Origin of the sequence: Enterococcus sp. DIV0187 (genome assembly GCF_051713785.1) — a bacterium.
Lineage (GTDB): Bacteria > Bacillota > Bacilli > Lactobacillales > Enterococcaceae > Enterococcus_A > Enterococcus_A avium.
Window position 1 is genome coordinate 777,248 of the sequence record NZ_JBIOQO010000002.1, and the last position, 21,180, is coordinate 798,427.

15 protein-coding genes are annotated in these 21,180 nt (G+C 39.2%); 13 read left to right on the forward strand and 2 right to left on the reverse strand.

All coding sequences use genetic code 11. From position 1 onward, the window contains the following. Nucleotides 1–7: 7 nt before the first annotated feature. Nucleotides 8–1,501, reverse strand: a complete 1,494-nt coding sequence (gene abc-f / locus IGI52_RS23775) for a ribosomal protection-like ABC-F family protein (protein WP_438782553.1) — start codon at nt 1,499–1,501, stop codon at nt 8–10. Between the two features lie 645 nt (nt 1,502–2,146). Here abc-f and IGI52_RS23780 point away from each other — a divergent pair. From IGI52_RS23780 to IGI52_RS23820, 9 genes are all read left to right on the forward strand, one after another. Continuing rightward, a complete protein-coding gene (locus IGI52_RS23780) occupies nt 2,147–3,895 on the forward strand; it encodes a glycoside hydrolase family 13 protein (RefSeq protein WP_438782554.1) in 1,749 nt (582 codons plus the stop codon). A gap of 109 nt (nt 3,896–4,004) precedes the next feature. Continuing rightward, nucleotides 4,005–4,376: a DUF1304 family protein gene (locus IGI52_RS23785; RefSeq protein ID WP_048722179.1), complete on the forward strand. Its 372-nt coding sequence runs from the start codon at nt 4,005–4,007 to the stop codon at nt 4,374–4,376. Nucleotides 4,377–4,497: 121 nt separating this feature from the next. Beyond that, nucleotides 4,498–5,010 (forward strand): DUF1456 family protein, encoded by a 513-nt coding sequence (locus IGI52_RS23790; RefSeq protein ID WP_048722182.1) that lies wholly within the window; start codon nt 4,498–4,500, stop codon nt 5,008–5,010. A 159-nt stretch (nt 5,011–5,169) separates the two neighbouring features. Continuing rightward, nucleotides 5,170–7,779 (forward strand): pyruvate, phosphate dikinase, encoded by a 2,610-nt coding sequence (gene ppdK, locus IGI52_RS23795; protein ID WP_438782555.1) that lies wholly within the window; start codon nt 5,170–5,172, stop codon nt 7,777–7,779. Nucleotides 7,780–8,411: 632 nt separating this feature from the next. Next, nucleotides 8,412–9,830: a dipeptidase PepV gene (pepV, locus tag IGI52_RS23800; RefSeq protein ID WP_016178794.1), complete on the forward strand. Its 1,419-nt coding sequence runs from the start codon at nt 8,412–8,414 to the stop codon at nt 9,828–9,830. 85 nt (nt 9,831–9,915) lie between these two features. Beyond that, nucleotides 9,916–11,835 carry an OPT/YSL family transporter gene (locus IGI52_RS23805; RefSeq protein ID WP_048718185.1) on the forward strand — a complete coding sequence of 640 codons (1,920 nt, stop codon included), beginning with the start codon at nt 9,916–9,918 and terminating at the stop codon, nt 11,833–11,835. Next, a complete protein-coding gene (locus IGI52_RS23810; protein ID WP_049219628.1) occupies nt 11,828–12,193 on the forward strand; it encodes a PqqD family protein in 366 nt (121 codons plus the stop codon). The genes IGI52_RS23805 and IGI52_RS23810 overlap by 8 nt, the downstream gene beginning before the upstream one ends. A 290-nt stretch (nt 12,194–12,483) precedes the next feature. After that, entirely contained in the window at nt 12,484–13,167 is a 684-nt protein-coding gene (locus tag IGI52_RS23815) for a DUF6088 family protein (protein WP_438782556.1), read from the forward strand. Continuing rightward, entirely contained in the window at nt 13,148–14,068 is a 921-nt protein-coding gene (locus tag IGI52_RS23820; RefSeq protein ID WP_438782557.1) for a nucleotidyl transferase AbiEii/AbiGii toxin family protein, read from the forward strand. Before IGI52_RS23815 ends, IGI52_RS23820 begins: the two co-directional genes overlap by 20 nt. Before the next feature lie 115 nt (nt 14,069–14,183). Here the strand turns inward: IGI52_RS23820 and IGI52_RS23825 are convergent, their stop codons facing one another. After that, nucleotides 14,184–14,462, reverse strand: coding sequence for a zinc ribbon domain-containing protein (locus IGI52_RS23825; RefSeq protein ID WP_016178789.1), 279 nt, complete (start codon nt 14,460–14,462; stop codon nt 14,184–14,186). A 255-nt stretch (nt 14,463–14,717) separates the two neighbouring features. Between IGI52_RS23825 and IGI52_RS23830 the strand changes: the two genes are divergently transcribed. The 4 genes from IGI52_RS23830 to IGI52_RS23845 all read left to right on the forward strand — a co-directional run bounded on the left by IGI52_RS23830 (nt 14,718) and on the right by IGI52_RS23845 (nt 21,146). Further along, on the forward strand, nt 14,718–17,108 hold the full coding sequence (locus IGI52_RS23830) for a Xaa-Pro dipeptidyl-peptidase (protein ID WP_438782558.1): 2,391 nt from the start codon (nt 14,718–14,720) through the stop codon (nt 17,106–17,108). A 143-nt stretch (nt 17,109–17,251) separates the two neighbouring features. Then, a complete protein-coding gene (locus IGI52_RS23835) occupies nt 17,252–18,187 on the forward strand; it encodes a TMEM175 family protein (protein ID WP_438782559.1) in 936 nt (311 codons plus the stop codon). 111 nt (nt 18,188–18,298) lie between these two features. After that, on the forward strand, nt 18,299–18,835 hold the full coding sequence (locus IGI52_RS23840) for a hypothetical protein (protein WP_438782560.1): 537 nt from the start codon (nt 18,299–18,301) through the stop codon (nt 18,833–18,835). Between the two features lie 295 nt (nt 18,836–19,130). Beyond that, a complete protein-coding gene (locus IGI52_RS23845; RefSeq protein ID WP_438782561.1) occupies nt 19,131–21,146 on the forward strand; it encodes a MucBP domain-containing protein in 2,016 nt (671 codons plus the stop codon). Nucleotides 21,147–21,180: the final 34 nt, after the last annotated feature.

Here is a 21,180-nt window from a genome sequence, read left to right on the forward strand (position 1 = left end):
GTTCATTTTATTTATGCAATGCAATTTGTTTAGCGTGGATGTTTTTTAGGAAGGTTTGATCGTGCTCCACAATCAGCATTGTTGGTTTGAGCTGAAGTAAAAGGTCTTCTAATTGTTTTTGATTAAATACATCTAGATAATTTAGAGGTTCGTCCCAAATATAGAGTTCGGCTTTTTGGGCAAGGGATTTTGCTAATTCAACTTTTTTCCGTTGTCCCATACTCATTTCTTCGATTTTATTTTGAAAGACATTTCGTTCCATTCCCAGCTTTCGCAAATTGTTGAGAAACATAGAATAATCTAGCTGGTTAGCTTCAGCGAAATCCTGCAGATCGCCGCGATTGCTTTCGTAGTTTTGGCGAACATAACTAATTTTAACGTTTGGCCGCAGGAGTTCTCCGTTTCCTTCGCCTGCAAAGGTTCCTAATAAATAATGTAATACGCTGGATTTTCCGATTCCGTTAGGGCCGGTCAATGCTGTGATTTCTCCTCGTTTTAGTTCAAAGGACAAGGATGCAAAAAGAGGTTCTTGGTCGGGATAACGCAGTGATAGCTCCTCGACTTTCAAAAGCTGAGCATGTCGGCTCGGTTGATAGTTCATCGTTAGACGATCGACGTCTTCTAAATCCTTCAATAGACCTTCTTTTGCTTCGATTTGATCATACATTCGTTGCTCGATAGTTTTTGAGCGTTTCATTGTCCGAGCAGCTCGCGCACCGATAAAACCTGTATCGAAGATTCCGCCACTGCCTTTTTCCGAGGGTTTGCCGTATTTATCTGTTTCTCGAGAGCGCGACCATTCGGCTTTTTCGGCAGCTGTTTTTTTCAAACGACCAACTTCTTTTTTTATTTTGCGGTTTTGAGCGAGCTCGAATTCATCTCGCAGCTTTTTTTGCTCCTCATAGGTAGAAAAGTTTCCTTGATAAAGCACTAATTGGCTTTTTTCGATGGCTAAGGTATGATCGGTGACCTGATTCAAAAATTGTCGGTCATGACTGACAACGATAAAGCCATCTTTGTGTTGCAAATAATTCGCAACATGTTGTCGCCCTTGCAGGTCTAAATGATTGGTCGGTTCATCAATTAGTGGAAAAAAGTCTTCCTGTGTAAAGAGCAGCGCCAATAGAACCTTTGTTTGCTCGCCCCCAGAAAGAGTCTGATAGGGTTGCCACAAAATTTGCGGATCTAATTGAATCAGATTCATCTCTCGTTCTAATTCCCATAGCTCAAAATCAGCGACATCCAGCAATGCGTAATAGGTTAATTGTTCAGCTTCGCTAACGCTTGCTGGAAAATAAACTGGACGTAATGGAAACTGAATCTCTCCTTGATAGGTGTGTTTTCCTAAAAGTAATTGCAGAAGGGTGGTCTTTCCGCGACCATTACGACCAACTAAACCTAATTTCCAACTGCTATCAATTGTTAAATTGGCGTCATTAAACAATAAATCGACCTGTTTATCAAAACCAAAGGTTAAATGTGTAATTTTAATTGTAGACATAAAAAAATTCCCCCTTTTGTTTCATTAGAGAAACAAAAAAATCCTGACCAATTTTCAGGAAAGGATTAGGGCGATTCTTGGCTCAATAGTAACAAGCAGGTAGAACGGCTAGCTCATTAGAAAGAAAATTATTTTTCAAAGTTCGTGAAAAATAATTTTATTCTCGTACGCCTACCATTCTGCTAAACTGCTTGTTCACTATATTCGCGAAATTTTTATATTACCTATTCATGCTTAGCAAACTGCAACAAGCACAACTGGCAACAAAAAAAGACCATCCCTTGAAATCCTAAGCCAATCCTGAAAATCTGCCCACTGATCCTATCAACAACTGTCAATTTATGATCGGTTTGCAACTTCCAACATTCGCTTAGTTTTTCAACGGCATGATCCCTCGTTTCTGTCTTTGATGAATTTATTAAAACAAAATTCTTTGGCTTTGTCAAAAAAATACGGACGCAGCCGCTTCCCCAAACATGCTACGCCCTGGAGTGATCCTCGTAAAACGAGGCGAAGAAAATTATTCTTCTATAATTATAGTAGCATAATTTTGTGAAAAAAATGTGTTTGAACACTTGAAATAGTTTGAAGTGGAGACGTTGTTAATATTTTTGTTACAATGAAGGCAAAGAAGGAGGTGGCGGGATGAACAATGCAGGAATTTATCATCGTCCCGAGAGTGAGTTTGCGTTTCTTTATACCAAAGATCTGATGCGGATTCGTTTGCAGACAGCTCGTGATGACATAAAAACCGTGGGGCTGATCAGCGGAGATTTTTATACCTTTGCTGAAGAAAAATGGTATCAGAAACAGCAACCTATGAACAAAGCCTACACGACTGATAATCACGATTATTGGGAGATTGAAGTTACCGCTTCCCATCACCGTTTGGCCTATGCTTTTTGTATTACAGATTTTTCAGGTAAGCAGTTTTTTTATACGGATCAAGGGATTTTTGACTATGAAGAACAACGTTTAACGCATGATAATCTCTATTTCCGAATGCCTTATTTTCAGGAAATCGATCGCTTTAAGGTACCAGATTGGGTAGCTAAAACGGTTTGGTATCAAATTTTTCCCGAGCGCTTTTATAATGGCGATCCCTCGAATGATCCGGAAGGTTCGCTTGCGTGGGGAAGTGAAAAACCGTCCCGAGAGAATTTTTTCGGCGGTGATTTGCAAGGAATCATTGATAAGCTGGACTATTTGGAAGAGTTGGGTATGAATGGTTTATATCTTTGTCCGATTTTTACCTCACCATCGAATCACAAGTATGATACTATCGATTATTATGAAATCGACCCGCATTTTGGGGACAAGCAGCTTTTCCGTGAGTTAGTCGAAAAGGCGCATGAACGTGGAATGCGTGTCATGCTGGATGCAGTATTCAATCATCTTGGGGCAAGCTCTCACCAGTGGCAGGATGTGATTTTACATGGGCAAGAGTCAGACTATGTCGATTGGTTCCACATTGCATCTTTTCCACCAAGCTATACCGCAATTCCTAATTCCGAAAACGCGAAAAATTTGAACTATGATACTTTCAATTTTAATCCGCATATGCCGAAGCTGAATACAGCGAACCCGGAAGTTCAGAAGTATTTGCTGGAAATTGCGACCTATTGGATTCGTGAATTTGATATCGATGGTTGGCGGCTGGACGTGGCAAATGAAGTGGATCATCATTTTTGGAAAGAGTTTCACCAAGCTGTTTTGAAGCAAAAGGAAGATTTATATATTTTAGGTGAAATTTGGCATTCTTCTCAACGCTGGTTACAGGGCGATGAATTTCATGCAGTGATGAATTATGCCTTTACAGATAATATCAAAGCTTTCTTTGTCGAGCAGTCGATCTCAATTTCGCAAATGATTTTTGGGATGAATCGCCAGCAACTACTTTATCGCGATCAAACTAATGAAGTAGCCTTTAATTTACTAGACTCTCATGATACACCTCGTATTCTGACTTTGTGTCAAGGTAATAAGGAGTTGATGAAAGCAGTCTTAACCTTTATGTTTATTCAAAAAGGAACTCCGTGTATTTATTATGGCACTGAAATTGGCATGGAGGGCGAAATGGACCCGGATTGTCGCCGATGTATGATTTGGGAGGAGCAGGACGAAGCGCTTTTAGCATTTGTGAAGCAATTGATTGCTTTGCGGAAGCAGTTTTCGGAAGTGTTCAGCTATGGAACTATGACTTGGCACTATGATGATGACAAAAAGGCGTTTTCGCTGACTAGACAGTATAAGGAAAAGACTTTAAGAGCTATCTTTAATGAAGGAGAAGCCTTTGAGGTTGAAAAAGCAGGAACGCGATTGTTTGGGCAGAATTACCATGAAGATGATGCTTATCAGTTATCGCGTCATGGATTTGTGATTGAGAAACTGTAAGCCGTTTTGATTGGAAAAAAGGGAAAAGATGAATATAGTAGATATCTGATCAGATTCATTTTTTTGGAAGAAAAAATAATTACATTAATAGGAGTAAGGAGAAGTATCTATGGAATTCATCATTCTTTTATTATCCGGGATCATCGGTTTGCTGCATTTGGTAATTATGGGGCTGGAAATGTTTGCGCCAGCGGAAAAACAGGCAAAAACATTTGCAATGCCAATGAAATTTGTCATTCAAAAAAATGCGCAAATTGCCTTAAAAAATATGGGCATTTATAATGGCAGCTTAGGATTGGCACTGTTGACAAGTTTGCTGCTGTTTCAGGGAGATATAAGATTGAAGGTTTTGCTATTACTCAATCTGTTTGTTGTGATTGTGGGACTCTATGGTGGTAAGACCGTGACAAAATCGATCTATCTGATCCAAGCGCTGCCTGCGATCATTACAGTTTTATTCATCCTGCTTCAATTAATTTAAAGGGTTCGGCTAAGGAGCAAGTCCTAGCCGAACTTTTTTTGACTGTCTTCAGCCACTTTAGAAGAAGTAGGCAGCATTGTGTTATAGTAGGAGGATCAGTCGAGAGCAATGGAGGAAGAACATGAATAATAACGATTTATTATTGCGCTTAAGATATGCGTTGGATATCAAGGATGCGGATATTATAAAAGCTTTTGAATTAGGTGGCTTGGATATTTCCAGAGAAGAGGAAAAAGCTATGCTGACGAAAGTACGTGATCATGAGTTTGAAGAAAATGAAGGCTTTGAAAAGAACGTTTATGTAAAAATGATCAATAATAAAACCTTGGATAGCTTTTTGAATGGCTTTATTACCTTAAAACGTGGTGAACCGAAAAATAAAATGGCGCAGGCACCACAGCCTAAAAGCATGGAAATTAGGCATATGAATAATGTTTTATTGAAAAAAGTGAAGATTGCGTTAGCACTGACCAGTGATGATATACTGGATATTTTGGCTGAGGCAGGCGTTTATCCTTCAAAAGGAGAGCTTGGTGCTATTCTAAGAAAAGAAGGACATCGTAATTTCAAGCCCTGCGGTGATAAATATGCGCGAAATTTTCTGAAGGGATTAGCACTATGCTACCGCGAGTAATTGAATAAAATAATTAAGACCTGTCTTTCATAATAAGACAGGTCTTTTTCTGCGCATATATGTGCAGAATGAAATTATATAATCATCTTATTGACTTTATATAAGTCGCGTATTAAACTGTTAGTAGATTAAATAAAACTTTTTTAAGAGGAGAAGCGCATGAATCGTTGGGTTTATTTATTTTCAGAAGGATCTAAAGAACAAAAGGATTTATTAGGTGGGAAAGGTGCTAATCTCGCTGAGATGACCAAATTAGGACTGCCAGTTCCAACAGGTTTCACGGTTACAACAGAAGCCTGCTTACATTATTTAAACCACGGCAACCAGCTGATTGATGAAATGAAGAATCAAGTGATGGAAGCTGTTGAAAAATTATCGACTAAAACAGGAAAAAAATTCAGTGATTTGGAAAATCCATTGCTGGTTTCCGTGCGAAGCGGTTCAAAATTTTCGATGCCGGGAATGATGGACACGGTTCTAAATCTAGGTTTGAATGACAAAACAGTCGCGGCTTTAGCTGAAAACAGCCAGAATGAACGCTTTGCCTATGATTGTTACCGTCGTCTATTACAGATGTTCGGAAATGTCGTGATGGGCTTGGATAATAATGATTTTGAACATCGCATCACAGCACTAAAAAAGGTGAATGGTTTAACCTTTGATAATGAGTTGACTGCGGATCACTGGAAACAAATTGTAAGCGAGTACAAAGAAATTTATCGAAAAAAACTGCAACGAGAATTTCCACAGGACCCGATCGAACAATTATATCTGGCGATCGAAGCAGTATTTGGCAGTTGGAATAACCAAAGAGCCAAGACCTATCGTCGCCTTCATGACATCAGTGATGATTTAGGTACGGCCGTAAATATTCAAGAAATGGTTTTTGGTAATTTCGGTGATACTTCAGGAACTGGGGTCGTCTTCTCACGCAATCCATCGTTAGGCGATCCAGGATTATTCGGTGAATATTTAATCAATGCGCAAGGCGAAGATGTGGTAGCCGGTGTGCGGACGCCAAAACCGATTCAAGTCTTAGCGGATGACATGCCTGAGCAATACCAGCAGTTAAAAGGAATCTGCGAAGATTTGGAAAAACACTACCATGATATGCAGGATGTTGAATTTACGATTGAACGGGAGAAATTATTTATTCTGCAAACCCGCAGCGGTAAGCGAACATCGAAGGCGGCGTTAACAATCTTGTTGGATTTCTACAAAGAAGGAATTATCGATGAAAAGGAATTAATCAGTCGGATCGAAGCGAAGGATTTGGAAGCAGCCTTGCATCCAAACTTTGATGAAAAAGAATTGAAGAGTCATGAATCCTTCTTATCTGGATTAGCTGCTAGCCCGGGCGCTGCAACAGGAGCGGCATACTTTACTGCCGAAGCGGCGACCGAGGCTAAAGCACGAGGAGAAAGAGTCGTTTTAGTAAGGGAAGAAACTTCGCCAGAGGATATTGAGGGAATCGCCGTCAGCGAAGCGGTTATTACCAGCCGCGGCGGAATGACATCTCATGCGGCAGTGGTTGCTCGAGGAATGGGAATCTGTTCTGTAGTGGGTTGTGAACGACTGACGGTTTTAGAAGAAAATAAAGCGACTGTCGGTGACAAGGTTATCGAGGAGGGCACGATCCTTTCTGTAGACGGAAGCAGCGGAAATATCTACTTTGGTGAGATTCCAATGGAAGAAGTGACCAATACCGTCGCTTTAGATGATCTTCATGAGATTTGGGAACGTCATGCGAAAATTAAGGTTCGTGCCAATGCCGAAACGCCAAATGATATCGAAACTGGTATGGCTTTAGGGGCAGTTGGAATCGGCTTGGCACGGACAGAGCATATGTTTTTTGAAAAGAGTCGATTGTTGCAGTTCCGTCAATTGATTTTGGCGGATAGCTTAGACGAACGTTTGGAAGTATTAAAGGATTTGAAAAAGGTCCAAAAACAAGATTTCAAATATATGTACGAAGCAGCTAAAGGCAAAGCAACGACGATTCGTTTGCTTGACCCGCCGTTGCACGAGTTCTTGCCAAAAGGTGCGGATGAGTGCCGGGAAGTGGCGAAGGAGCTTGGCAAGACCTATAATGAGGTGAAACGGAAAACCGATAATTTGGCTGAAGTCAATCCAATGCTGGGCTTCCGTGGTCTGCGTTTAGGTGTAGCGTATCCAGAAATCTATCAGATGCAAGCCGAAGCGATCATTGAAGCTGCTTGCGAAGTGACAAAAGAAAATGATTTTGCCATCCAACCAGAGATCATGATTCCATTTACGATTGATGCGCAAGAGTTCGCTCGTGTGCGGGCATCGATCGAAGAGGCAATCCAAAAAGGTTTAGAAGAGCAAAAGCTCGCTGTGGATTATCAAATTGGAACAATGATCGAAATTCCAAGAGCCTGCTTTGTGGCCGATGAAATTGCCAAACATGCTGATTTCTTCAGCTTTGGAACGAATGACCTGACGCAGATGGCGCTGGGCTTGTCTAGAGATGATTCACCACGAATTATTAATCAATACATGGAGACAGGAATTTTTGCGGACGACCCATTCCAAGTCTTAGATGAAGCGGGAGTCGGTGCCTTGATGAAATTAGCTATTGAGCGAGGAAGACAGGTGAATCCGAAGCTGAAAATTGGAATTTGCGGTGAAGCCGCGGCTCATCCAAAGTCAATCGCCTTCTTAAATAACTTGTCCATCGATTATATTTCTTGTTCGCCATTTAGAATACCGCAGGCAAAAATGACCTTGGCTCAAGCGTCGTTGTAAAAGTAGATAAAACAAGAATAAAAAAACAGTTATATGAGTTTTGGATTAAAATGTAATATGATTTCAAAAAGAGATAGTCTTTTATGAGGCTATCTCTTTTTTGTTATTGACTGAATTATTCGAAAACTTAATATTAATGAAAGATAACAAATAAATGAGAAACGCAAGAGTTAAATGAATGAAATATAATTTGTAAACGGATACAACCTTCGTTATACTTCTTATAGGATTTAAATGTGTCATGTCATAGAAAAAGTTCTTTCTTTTTGAATTGCTTAGATAACATATTTTTTTTAGAAAAAACTTTATTTTTGATGAAATTTATCTTATTTAAATTAAATGATAGTTTTTTCACAATGACTTATGAATAAAAATACGGTATAATGCTGATTTGGGAGGTGAAACAAACTGCGGAATTAGGAATCATAGAATAACATTTTGACATTCATGAGCGATCTTTTCCGTTGATTGTTTTGACGTATTGCATCCTCTAAAAGGGACCGTTAATTCGTCTTTTTGAAAAAAAGTTATTCTAAGCTGTCAAAATTTGAGAACGATATTTAGACATGATCTTTCTAATGAATCTAACAGGTTTTAACTTGTTATAAAAAAAAGAAAGCAGGGATTAAACAATGACAATTGATTGGCAAAAAGAAGTAGAAGCACGCAAAGACGACTTACTGAAAGACTTAGGTGATCTTATCCGGATCAACAGTATTCGCGACGTGGAACATGGAACAAAAGAAGAACCTCTTGGACCTGGACCAGCAGCCGCATTACGTAAAGTATTAGAATTTGGCGATCGCGATGGTTTCGTGACGAAAAATATCGAAAACGTAGCCGGCCATATCGAATACGGTGATGGAGAAGAAATGTTCGGACTATTAGGACATGTTGACGTAGTTCCTGTCGATGACAACTGGGATACAGATCCATTTGAACCAGTGATCAAAGATGGAAAATTGTATGCGCGTGGTTCAGCTGATGATAAGGGACCTTCAATCGCTGCTTATTATGCAATGCGTATTATCAAAGATTTAGAATTACCAATCTCTAAAAAAATCCGCTTTATCTTCGGTACTGACGAAGAAAGTGAGTGGGTAGGGATTCACCGTTATATGGAAGTAGAAGAAATGCCTAAAGTAGGTTTTTCTCCAGATGCACAATTCCCAATTATTAATGGTGAAAAAGGAATCTTGTCTTATGAAGTAACTTTCGCGCCTAAAACGAATGCTGAAGCTGGCGACTTTGATCTAGTAAGCTTCAAATCAGGCTTACGTACGAACATGGTACCAGGGGATGCAACAGCTGTTCTTAAAGTAAATGATGAAGCAAAAGTTGCTGATATGAAGGCTGCATTCGACGCATTTATCGAAAAATCAGAAGTGAAGGGTGAATTTGCTGAAAACAACGGCGAAATCACGATTACTGTAATTGGTAAAGGTGCTCACGCACAGGAACCAAAATTCGGCGTCAACTCTGCAACATTCTTAGCAGCATTCTTAGCTGACTACAACTTAGACGGCAATGGCGCTAACTATATTCAAACAATCGCTGAATATATGCATTTAGATTACAACGGTAAGAAATTAAATGCTTACACAAAACACGATGTAATGGGTGAAACAACTTCATCAGCGAACTTGTTCGATTACAGTGCAGATGGCGACAAAAAAGTTACCTTAAATGTTCGTCATCCAGAAGGCATCGACAAAGATACAATCTTAGCCAACATGGAAGAAGTTCTTAAAGCTGCAGATGTTTCAATCGCAATCATCGGTGATGTGAAAACTCCTCATTATGTTCCAGCGACTGATCCATTAGTGAAAACATTATTGGACGTTTACGAAGAACATACTGGTCTTGAAGGCCACGAAGAATCAATCGGCGGGGGCACTTACGGTCGAATCTTAGAACGTGGTGTCGCATATGGCGCAATGTTCCCAGGTGAAGAAAACGTAATGCACCAACCAAATGAATTTATGCCTATTGATAGCTTGTTCAAAGCAACAGCTATTTATGCTGATGCTATTTATCGCTTAGTTAAATAGTCGGTATTGAGAGACAGGAATCCTGTCTTTACAGGATTCCTCATCTCGATGGGGAAATGATAGTAAGGAAGGAATTTCAAAGATAATGAAAAAACTCTCAAAAGACGCTTTTGGTGGAGTAGCGGGGAAAGATTATGTCCCGTATGTAGCTGATAAGCCTAAAAAAGCAGGTTCACCAATCATCATGATTTTAGGTATTTTGCTTGCTGCGTTGTTCGCTGCGTCAACTGCTTATTCAGGTATGAAGGCTGGTTTAACTGTAGCCGCAGGTATTCCAGGCGCAATTATTGGATCAGGGCTAGTCGCTCTATTTGTAAAACCTAAAACAATTTTAGGTAAGAACTTATTGCAATTGATGTCAAGTGGTGGGGAATCTGTAGCATCAGGGATGATTTTCGTATTGCCAGCCGTTATTTTAGTCGGTGGTAAAGTGAACTTTATCGAAGGTGTTGGCTTAGGAATCGGTGCTGTTTTATTAGGTGTCGGTGTATTCTCAATCGTTCAAGATTACATGCTAGTTAGTGAACACGGTAAATTAGTGTATCCGGAAGCAATGGCGATCTCTGAAACATTAGTCGCTTCAGATACTGGCGGCGATTCACTAAAATACATGGGAATCGGTTTTGGAATCGGTGGTATCTTAACTGCTTTAACTGGCTCTGTATTTGGCATTATGAATAATGTTATCAGTTATGTAAATGAAAGCTTCTACAAATGGAAATTTGAAACAGAAGTAAACCCATTATTAGCAGGTATCGGATTTATCGTCGGAATGGACGTATCAGTCTTGATGTTTGCTGGTTCGATCTTAGCAAACTTCGCGATCGCGCCATTATTAGGCTACTTCATGGAAATGGCTAACAGCAATGCCCATGTTTGGGATAACGCGTCTCAATTATTGAGTGCTTCAAACTTTGCAGTGATTTCCGGTTCTTATGTTAAATACATCGGTGCTGGTATGATGATCTCTGGTGGATTGATCGGCGCGATCAAATTGATCCCAACCATCATTTCATCAATTTCTGCAACGATGAAAGGTCGTAAAGATGGTGTTGAACAAGAAGGCGGCGGTATGTTGCCGTTGATCGTTGGTGCTGTTGTAGGTATCGTAATGGGCTTCGTTATCACTGGAAGTGTTGCAATGGCACTTGTTGGTGGTTTGTTGTCAATTATCTTAAGCTTCCTATTCGTTATCGTTGCAGGTCGTTTGACTGGTACGATCGGTACCTCAAACTTACCAGTATCTGGTATGACGATTGCGTCAATGGTTATCTTAACATTAGTCTTTGTAATGATGGGCTGGACTTCAGCTGAAAATACACAACAATTATTGATGTTTGGTACATTTATCGTATTAGCGATCTCAGTAGCTGGTGGTTATTCTCAATCACAAAAGGTTACGTTTGTAATGGGCGGAAACTTCAACGAAGGTCGTCGTTACTTCTTGATTTCTAACATTGTCGGTGTGGTTATTGTTACTGGTATGATGGTAATCTTATCTCCACAATTAGCAATTACTGGATCAAATCCTCCATTTGGTTTGCCGCAAGCGAACTTGATGGCGACGTTGACTTCAGGGATTACGTCAGGTTCACTTCCATGGCATATGATCATCGCTGGTATCGCAATGGGTGTTGTATTACACTTCATGAAGGTTCCAATTATGACATTTGCGATTGGGTTCTATCTGCCAATCTCAACAACGTCAATCATCTTAGTTGGTGCGTTGATCCGTCGCTTAATCGATGAATTAAACAAAAAAGAAACAGAAGAAGTTGCTGAAGAACGTATCACTTTAGGTGTCAGCTTGTCTTCAGGTCTGATCGCTGGTGGTTCAATCATCGGCTTGATCGGAATCATCTTACAAGTAACTGGCATCATCACTCCAGGAACTCCTTCAGGCTTCCTAGGTTCTAACGGTTCAGCAATCTTGCTATTAGTAATCTTAGTTGTTGCGATCATCGTTCCTTTATTAAGTGTGAAGAAAGTGAAACACAATGACTAAAGAACAGCCACAAGCTGTGAACCCTGAAACACAAGAGCTGTTAAAACGCGTTTATCGCCTCAAAGAGGATCTGCATTACGAAGTTCGTGACGGTATCGTATTTGTCATCACGGAACAAAATGCTTGGATTCAACGAGTCTTACGCAAAATTCATTATAAGATTCCAGAAACCTCAGAGATGGAATTGGATAAATACGGCAGCTTTATTCTTCAACAAATTGATGGGAAACGGACGGTTAAGGAGATTGGCGAAAACCTTGGTTCAGCCATAGAAGAAGCCAATAATCAACTGTACGATCGTTTATTGATTTATTTGCATCATTTAGAGAAGAATGAAAAATATATTGAATTAGTTTAAAAAAGAATTCCTTCAGGCGATTGCTTGAAGGAATTTTTTTGCGAGTTATACTTTCTGCAGTTTGAGGAATCAAAAAGTTCTTTTGAGAAGCAAACAGAAGTATTTTTCTGAAATAGTCTAACTGATTGATATAGACAAGAAAACCAGGGTATTGTTCATGCTTAAAAATAATTTCTCCAAAATGACCTAGCTGTCGCTTTTAAACAGAACAATCTCATTTTGTCTCGAAATTTCTAAATTAATTTGAAATTATTTCTAATCCCGTTTATAATGAATCTGAGGTGATAGGTATGTCTAAAATGGCGAACTTAGAAAAGAATCTATACGACGATTTTGGAAACAATGAGCCGATCATTATCAAAGAGATTGATTCAGAGAATAGGTATGATATTGATAAAGATTCATTTAGAAAATACTTATCTAGACTTCATGAAGAGGACAAAATTGAACGCTTTGATAATGGAATTTACTATTTTGCCACCTTGAATCAATACTTTAATGAAAAATCAAAATTGAGTGAGAACAAAGTCATTGAAAAGAAGTACATTCGCGACGACAACGTTGTCTATGGTTATATAACGGGATACAGTTTTGTGAACTATTTAGGTCTCACAACCCAAGTACCACAAGTGATTGAAATTGTTACAGGGAAAATTTCAAAGTCGATGACGGAAAATTTTAGTACCAGTTATAAACTAAAGAAAACCAGAGTTACTATCACAAAGGATAATTATAAATTTCTACAAGTACTGGATCTTTTGACCGATTACATGCCTTTGATTGAGGTGGACATTAGAGTCGTTAAAGACAAAGTTTTCAATTATCTAAAGGGGATAAAACTTACCAATACTGAAATAAAAAAAATATTGATCGCTTATCCTGCTAAAACATCAAAAAGTATTTTTACAGCTGGTTTTGATGAAATTGTATACAGCTTAAAGAAGGAAAATGATAATGTATCTATATCAGAATAGAAAACTTTTTGAAGATTTGATCATTAGAACAGCTGAATATTTTAGTCTTTCTGAAGAAATTATTGAGAAAGACTATTTCGTTTCTTTATTTCTTAAGAGAATTGCTGAAGCTAATCCCAATATTGTCTTTAAAGGCGGGACTTCACTCTCAAAGGCTTATCAACTCATCGAGCGTTTTTCTGAGGATATTGATTTGTCTTATTTTATTAAGGATCATGGTGCCCCTTCTCAAAGCAAACGTAAAGAATTAACGAATACCATTAGAAATGTTGCCAGTAAGATGTCTTTGAAGATTCTGAATGAGGATGAAATCAGAAGTAGAAATGTTTATAATCGCTACAATGTCGATTATTCCTCATTATTCAATCGAGGAGACCAGTTAAAATCGGCTCTTATTATCGAAACGTATGCCCAAAACAGTTCATTTCCTGTCAATAAAAAGGACGTTTCGAACTACATTTTTCAGATGAGTTCTTCAGTGGGAATATCGGAGTTGGCGAAGGATTTTCCTGAGCTTTTTCCATTTAAAATGAATGTGCAAACATTGGAAAGAACATTTGCGGACAAAATTTTTGCACTCTGTGATCACTATATGATCCGTGAACCGAAACATTATTCAAGACATCTGTATGATCTATATTATCTTTTTCAAAAAGAGAGTATAGATTGGGACAGTTTTTCAGAGACATTTGAGGAAGTGCGATTGATTCTTCAAAAAGATTTGAAACGAAATCCATCAAGTAATCAAACGATAAATATCAATAATATAATATCTCAGATAATGAAGGAAGATTTTTACAAAGCGGACTATGAATTGAGTACAATGTATTTGGCAACCAACGCACCAAAATATGAAGAAGTGAAAAGAGTTCTTTTATCGTTCAATAATAGATTGATTTAAATTCGAATCCTTCAAGTTATTCGCTTGAAGGGCTTTTTGGGCTTTAAAAATAGTAATAAGCGATAAGTGGAATGACGATCTGAAGAATTAACCTCAATCTAAAAAGTCGTCGTAATTACGACGACTTTTTCCAACGCTTCAGCTCAGGAAAGAAGCTGTTCATGAAATCCAATGCTTCTTCTTCTGTTTTCCCTTGTTCTTTCAATATATTAGCTTCCTTCATATGCTGCAGGCTGACGGCGATCATTTCTTCCATCGTGCAGTCATCAACAAAAGCTCCGTGCTTGTAGCAATATAAGCAGTACTCACTGCTTTCTGAGCCATCGTGTTCGGTTCCATAGACTCCTTTAGTCAATGGCATTCCGCAACTTTGGCAATAGGTCATTTCACTCATTAAAATCCTCCTCTTAATAAAATCCGGTAATCGTTTTCATTGAACTTTAACCGAACTCATCGGTAGTATTTGTTATAATTATTCTATCAGAAAAAAAGGATGCTCGTCCAACTTTTCTAAATTTATTAAGAATCGTTGATAGGTAGAATAACGAGCTCTTGATTGTTGAAGGAAAGTTTGGTTCATCGAATAAAAAGTAGTCCTATTTTTCGAATGGCAAACAAAAGATACTATGAACATTAAGGAGAGAAGTCAATGAAGATCAATCAATTTGGTTTAAAACGTGTCTCACTTGAAGAAGCAAAGAAAGAACTGGAGCAGGCCGGTTTTTTGACTATTCATTCTGCAAAGGATGCGACGAAGTTGTGGTTTGAATTTTTACGGAAAAGCTTCTTAACTGTCCGCGATGATAGCGGCTTTATCAATAAGCTGGGCAATTTCTTGGCGGATGAACAGACCGATCTTAGCACGTTTTATCAAGCGAATTCTTCGGTAACGAAGGAAGTTTTTTATACGATGGCTCTGCAGCAGTTGGATTTTGAACCAACGATCGATTTTGAGCCAAAGGATGTTTTAGCAGAAGCTGAAAAGATTGGTGTTCCAATGATTGACGGTGATTTTTCTACCAGAGAGACACTTATCGAAGCTTGGTATTTATTGTTAACGAGTCATACTAAGAATGGCTTGAATTATTTAGATAAATTAGCTTCTGAAGGCTACTACGAAGATAAGGAGGTCAGCAAGCCTTTCTTCTTCAATGGGAAAGCGCAGGCAGTTTTTGATACTGCGCGTTTGATTCGGGAAGTAGTTTACGTGGAAGCTCCGCTAGATACGGATAAAGACGGGAAACGAGATTTACTAAAACTGGAGATTTTACGTCCTGCTGAAACGGAAGATGGGCTACAGGTACCGACTCTATTTACGGCGAGCCCTTATAGTCAAGGTGTCAATGGACCGGCGGGAGAAGAGCTGACTTATGATGTGAATGTTCCATTAGAGCGGAAGGAACCAACCGAAACGACTTATGAGGATATTCGGTACAAACCGGAGCCAGTTGAGCTCCCAGCAGAACGGGAAGTGAAGGGCAAGGCGACACATGCGACCGAAACCTTCACTCGTGAAAATAATCATAGCCTGAACGACTTTTTCCTAGCACGCGGCTTCGCGGTAGTTTATGGTTCAGGAATCGGAACACGAGATTCTGATGGCATTCAAACCTGCGGATCGGTCGAGCAGACAACCGCAATGGTGGCTTACATTGAATGGTTGGCTGGCAACCGTCGCGCCTTCACGAATCGGACCGACAATATTCGCATCAAGGCTTGGTGGAGCAATAAAAAAGTCGCGATGACTGGAAAATCTTATCTGGGAACGCTGGCAACAGCTTGTGCGACACGGCAGGTGGAAGGGTTGGAAACAATCATTTCCGAAGCGGCGATCTCTGACTGGTATCAATATTATCGGGATAATGGCTTAGTTATTGCGCCTGGCGGATTCCCAGGGGAGGACGCGGATGTTTTAGCCATCGAGACCTTTAGTAAAATGCGCAATGCCGGTGATTACCTCCATAGCAAGAAATTCTTCTTGGACTATTTGAAGGATATGGCAGAATGGCAGGATCGGAAATTCGGCAATTACAATACTTTTTGGGATGAACGGAATTACTTGCCATTCATTAAAGATATCAAGTGTGATGTGATAATGGTCCATGGGCTAAACGACTGGAATGTGAAACCACGTCAAGTCGCTGATTTATGGGATGCGTTGAAGGAGGTTCCTCTTGCCAAGAAATTGATCCTGCATCAAGGGCAGCACATCTACATCAACAATATGCCGTCGTTTGATTTCCAAGATATGATGAATCTTTGGTTGAGTCATAAGCTTTACGGTATTGAAAACAATGCTAAAGATATTTTACCGGACATCGTTTATCAGAAAAATACAGCTCCAGAAACGTGGGCTACGTTGCAGGACTGGGCGCCTGCCAGCGAAAAAGTCTATCATTTAGGCGAGAAGAGTCTGACAAATAACGTTGAAACAGGACATTACACCTTCAGTGATCAATTACCAAAAGAACAATATGACAGCTATACGAAAAATATTGAACTTTGGGAAAAAGAGCTTAAAGAAGAAGGACCAATGGATGGGCACCGCTATTTAGCGAAAACGGAAGCGTTGGAGGAAGCGGTCTTCTTAAATGGTCGTCCTAAGGTAAGGGTCAAAGTAGCTTCAAGTGTTGATTTAGGAATGCTGAGCTTTGAGTTGATCGACTTTGGCACCGCAAAACGCTTGAAACCAACACCAGACGTGGTCGCTTTACACGGATTGCCATTAGGTAGAAATTGGCGGGAAGATAATCTGGTAGAGTTCAAACTAGGTGCGGAAGACGATTACAAGCTGATCTCCCGTGGACATATCAATCTGCAAAACCGTGAGAATGCTTGGAAGAACGACGATCTGAAGGCCAATGAATTCGTAGAGATCGAAGTGGTCTTGCATCCGACGATGTATCATCTACCAGCAGGTCGTCAAATTGGCCTAGCTATTTATGGAACCGACTTTGGAATGACCGTTCGCGGCAATCAAGACATTGATTACACCATTGATTTAGCCGAATCACAATTGATTCTGCCGATGGGTGAATAAATCCTTTAAACCAATCACAGCTTTTGTGGTTGGTTTTTTCTTTTACTAAGTATCACTAGAGCAAAATCTTAGCTCTCCTTATTATTATTCTTTTAAAGTCATTTGGTATATGATAGGTCACAGATACAAAAAGGGGTGGAATAATGAAGGAGCGTGTTGTCGTCTTTGGCGATGCGATTATCGCGATTATTCTGACGATCATCGTTTTAGAATTACCGATTCAAACAGCGGCGAATGGTGCTGTGGATATATATTCATTATTTAGAGCAGTGGGAATCTATTTTATCAGCTTCTGCTTTGTGGCAAATCTGTGGTTTCAAACGGGTTATACTTTTAATAAAATCAATCAGGTAAAGAATAAGGATTTAGTTATTTATTTACTGTTGCTATTTTTCTTATCATTGGTACCATCTGCGACGCGTTTGCTGATCGAAGATACGACGAAGCAGACTCTTTTGATTTATGGCGTATTGACGCTGATCGTCACGCTAGTAATGCGACGTTTAATCGTAGCCCTAACAGGACAAGCGATAAAAGATCAGGAGCAACGCAAACGACGTATCAGCGAGTTGAACAAACAAGATATGCTTTCGATCGGATTTCGGATCATCGTTTTGATTTTTGGGATGTTCTACGTTAGACCAGCGTTGATCGTCTATTTGGTTCTACCAATCTTGGCTTTTTTGCAAAATATCATCGATCGCGAAGAGGATAGCTTAATTGCGACATTGGACGAGGAACAGCAGGTTGATTATTTCCAAGATCGGAATCAGGTTTGGGGCAATTCGATGCGCCGCTATTCAAGTTTACTGCGGGATTCTATGAAGGGCGATGATGCTCAAAATCCTGATCGCTGGCGGCATGTCATGGCAGACTGGGAAGAGCATGTGACAAAAGAAATCAATCGACGCAAGCAGAATCTTTCGTCAATGAATGAACATGACAAACGCCGCGCTGAAGCAGAAATCAATCGTTTAGAAAAACAAAAACAACGGATAGCCACGCAGAAAGCTATGACCGAACGGCGTTTTAGTCAGCAGAAAGAACAGGAATTAAATCGTCTCAAAAAAAGAAATTAATTGCCAAGGCGAAGAGCAGAAGAGCTTTTCGTCTTGGTATTTTTTTTCACTCCGAGCTATAATGAGGTATAAATATCGCAGGAGAGCTAGGTGAGAAGGATGTCCTTAACCATGATCGAACACCCAATCAAAATGTATATTCGTCGGGATCTGGGAATCACTGTCGAACAATTCGGCAAGCTCGCAGGTATTCCGCAATCAACCTTAGCGACATGGATCAAGCGCGAACGGCGAGTCGAAAAATTGCCCATCGACTTCTACAGCGCTTTAGCTACCGTTCGCAAGCAAAAAATTGAAACCGTATACGGCGAATTATTAGAATGGCAGCAACGCTACGATCGTTACAAACAAGAGAGTCTGCAGGCAATCGCAGAGGAACAGCCCTTATTCTCCTTAGCCGCAGAAGAGGGGCGGACGATTTATCGAATCTATCGCACCAATCAAATGGAGAGCCAATTGCTAGAACCGGCTAGACGTCTAAGAAAAGCCATCGATCAGCTGAATGCGCGAGCATTTATTCAAGTCATGATCGAGATTTACGGAACGGTCGAGGTACCGATGCCGACCTGGATCGTAAAATCCTTTAATAAAAGTGAACTGAAGGAAATCGGTCAGGCGTTTTATAATGAATTATTGATAAAGGGTTAGACTTCGGTTTATTTCCAAAGTTGCTTCTTTTGGAATGACGAATACTCGAAAAAAAGAGTGTGACAATTACTTTTGTCGCACTCTTTTTATGTTTAGAAACTTATGTTATTTTTTATGGATTTCATTACAGTTATGATGATTGCATTTGGAATTGCAGATTATTTTTCTGAAATATACTTATTTTTTTGACTTTAAATGAGTAATACAGGTTGATATATAATTATATATTAACTAAAATTTAATATAAATATATCAATATTTATTGAATTCTAAAGAAGGCACAGAGGGGCAGTCATTGAAAAGAAGAAAAGTCGAAAAAATCATTTCAAATGTATTGATTGGCGGGATGATACTATCTAGTCCATTAGGAACAATTAGTACAGTTTTTGCAGATCAAATGAATAGTGAAGAAACGATTGCGTTAAATCAGCCACTGCAGTTAGGAACAAAAGAGCTGGATACTAGAGGAGCAGCGGCACCTTCTGAAAATACATCAGTTTTTATTCCCGATCCATTAGTAAGATATAGTATAAATACTGCGTTGAATCGTAATGATTGGGAGTCATATACGCCGACGATTGAGGAAATAGCATCTATCACTGGAGAGTTTCATTTAGTTGGACAGTCAGTTGATTCTTTAGAAGGCATGCAGTATCTAACAGGAATTTCAAAATTGTATACAACAAATGTGAAATTTTTGAATCAAGACGAATTATCTAAAATAGGTGAGCTACGACAGCTTACATACTTAAGCATGGGAAATTGTGGGATTAAAAATATTGATTTTATAAAAAATTTAAACAATCTAACTGGTTTGGTCTTGCCATCAAATGCGATTTCAGATGTTAGTCCCAGTTATAGCTATTATGTCTCGGGCAAAAAGAAGCAATACAATTTTATGACCCAGAAGGTAAGTCAAACAATTGAAACAGATCAGTATGGAGAAGTTGTAGTTCCAGAAATGATGCTAACAGGTGTCAATGGCAATCAAGTAACGATGACATCTTTAGCGAGTAATACAGTAAATTGCAGTTACGCAAATGGTTTCTTCACAATAAAAAACCTCCAACCAGGAGAGACACAAAATTTTTCTTACTATTTTAAAGATCTGAGCATAACTGACTCGGGTAAATTTGAAGGGGTCGCAACGATTACTGTTGTCAATACATTAAAAGTAGCGGAGCCTGTAACAGTCTATTATCAAGACACTGATGGAAACAATATCGCTGAACAGAAAGCATTTTCTGGAAATGTAGGCGAAGACTATGATGTGAGTACCTCAGAATATAAAATAGATATCCCTGGCTATACTTATAAGGAAGTCCAAGGCAATCCGACAGGGAAATTAATGAATCAGCCCCAAAGCGTGACGTATATCTATACCAAGAAACCAGTCAAAGAAAAAGCCAAGGACCTGACAGTTCATTATCAAGATACTGATGGAAACAAGATTGCGGAACAGAAAGCATTTTCTGGAGATATAGGCGAAGACTATGATGTGAGTACCTCAGAATATAAAATAGCCATCCCCGGTTATACCTATAAGGAAGTGCAAGGCAATTTAACAGGGAAATTAACAGATCAGCCCCAAAGCGTGACTTATATCTATACCAAGAAACCAGTCAAAGAAAAAGCTAGGGATCTGACAGTTTATTACCAAGATACTGATGGAAACAATATCGCCAAACAGAAAGCATTTTCTGGATATGTGGGCGATGATTATGATGTGAGTACCTCAGAATATAAAATAGATATCTCTGGCTATACCTATAAGGAAGTCCAAGGCAATCCAACAGGGAAACTAACGGATCAAGCGCAAAATGTGACTTATATCTATACCAAGAAACCAGTCAAAGGAAAAGCCAAGGATCTGACAGTTTATTACCAAGATACCGAAGGAAACAAGATTGCGGAACAGAAAGCATTTTCTGGATATGTAGGCGATGACTATGATGTAAGCACTTCAGAATATAAAATAGATATCCCCGGCTATACCTATAAGGAAGTCCAAGGCAATGTAACGGGGAAATTAACGGATCAAGCGCAAAGTGTGGCCTATATTTATACAAAAAATTTAGTGTCTGAAAAAGAAACAACAGTTGATAACGCAGAGAATATAGAGAAGGTGCAAATTAAGAACTTCCAAAAGGATATAGTTCATTCGGTTAATAAAGTTAGCTCTAGTGAAAAAAAGGTTCTTCCAAAAACAGGAGAAACCGAAAATAAGATATTGCCTATTCTGGGATTTGTTTTGCTGCTGTTGGGGCTAATCATAGTGAAAACTAAAGCTAAATTGAAAACGAAAAATTAGATTGAATCACTGCTTCAAAATAGTCTATAAAAAG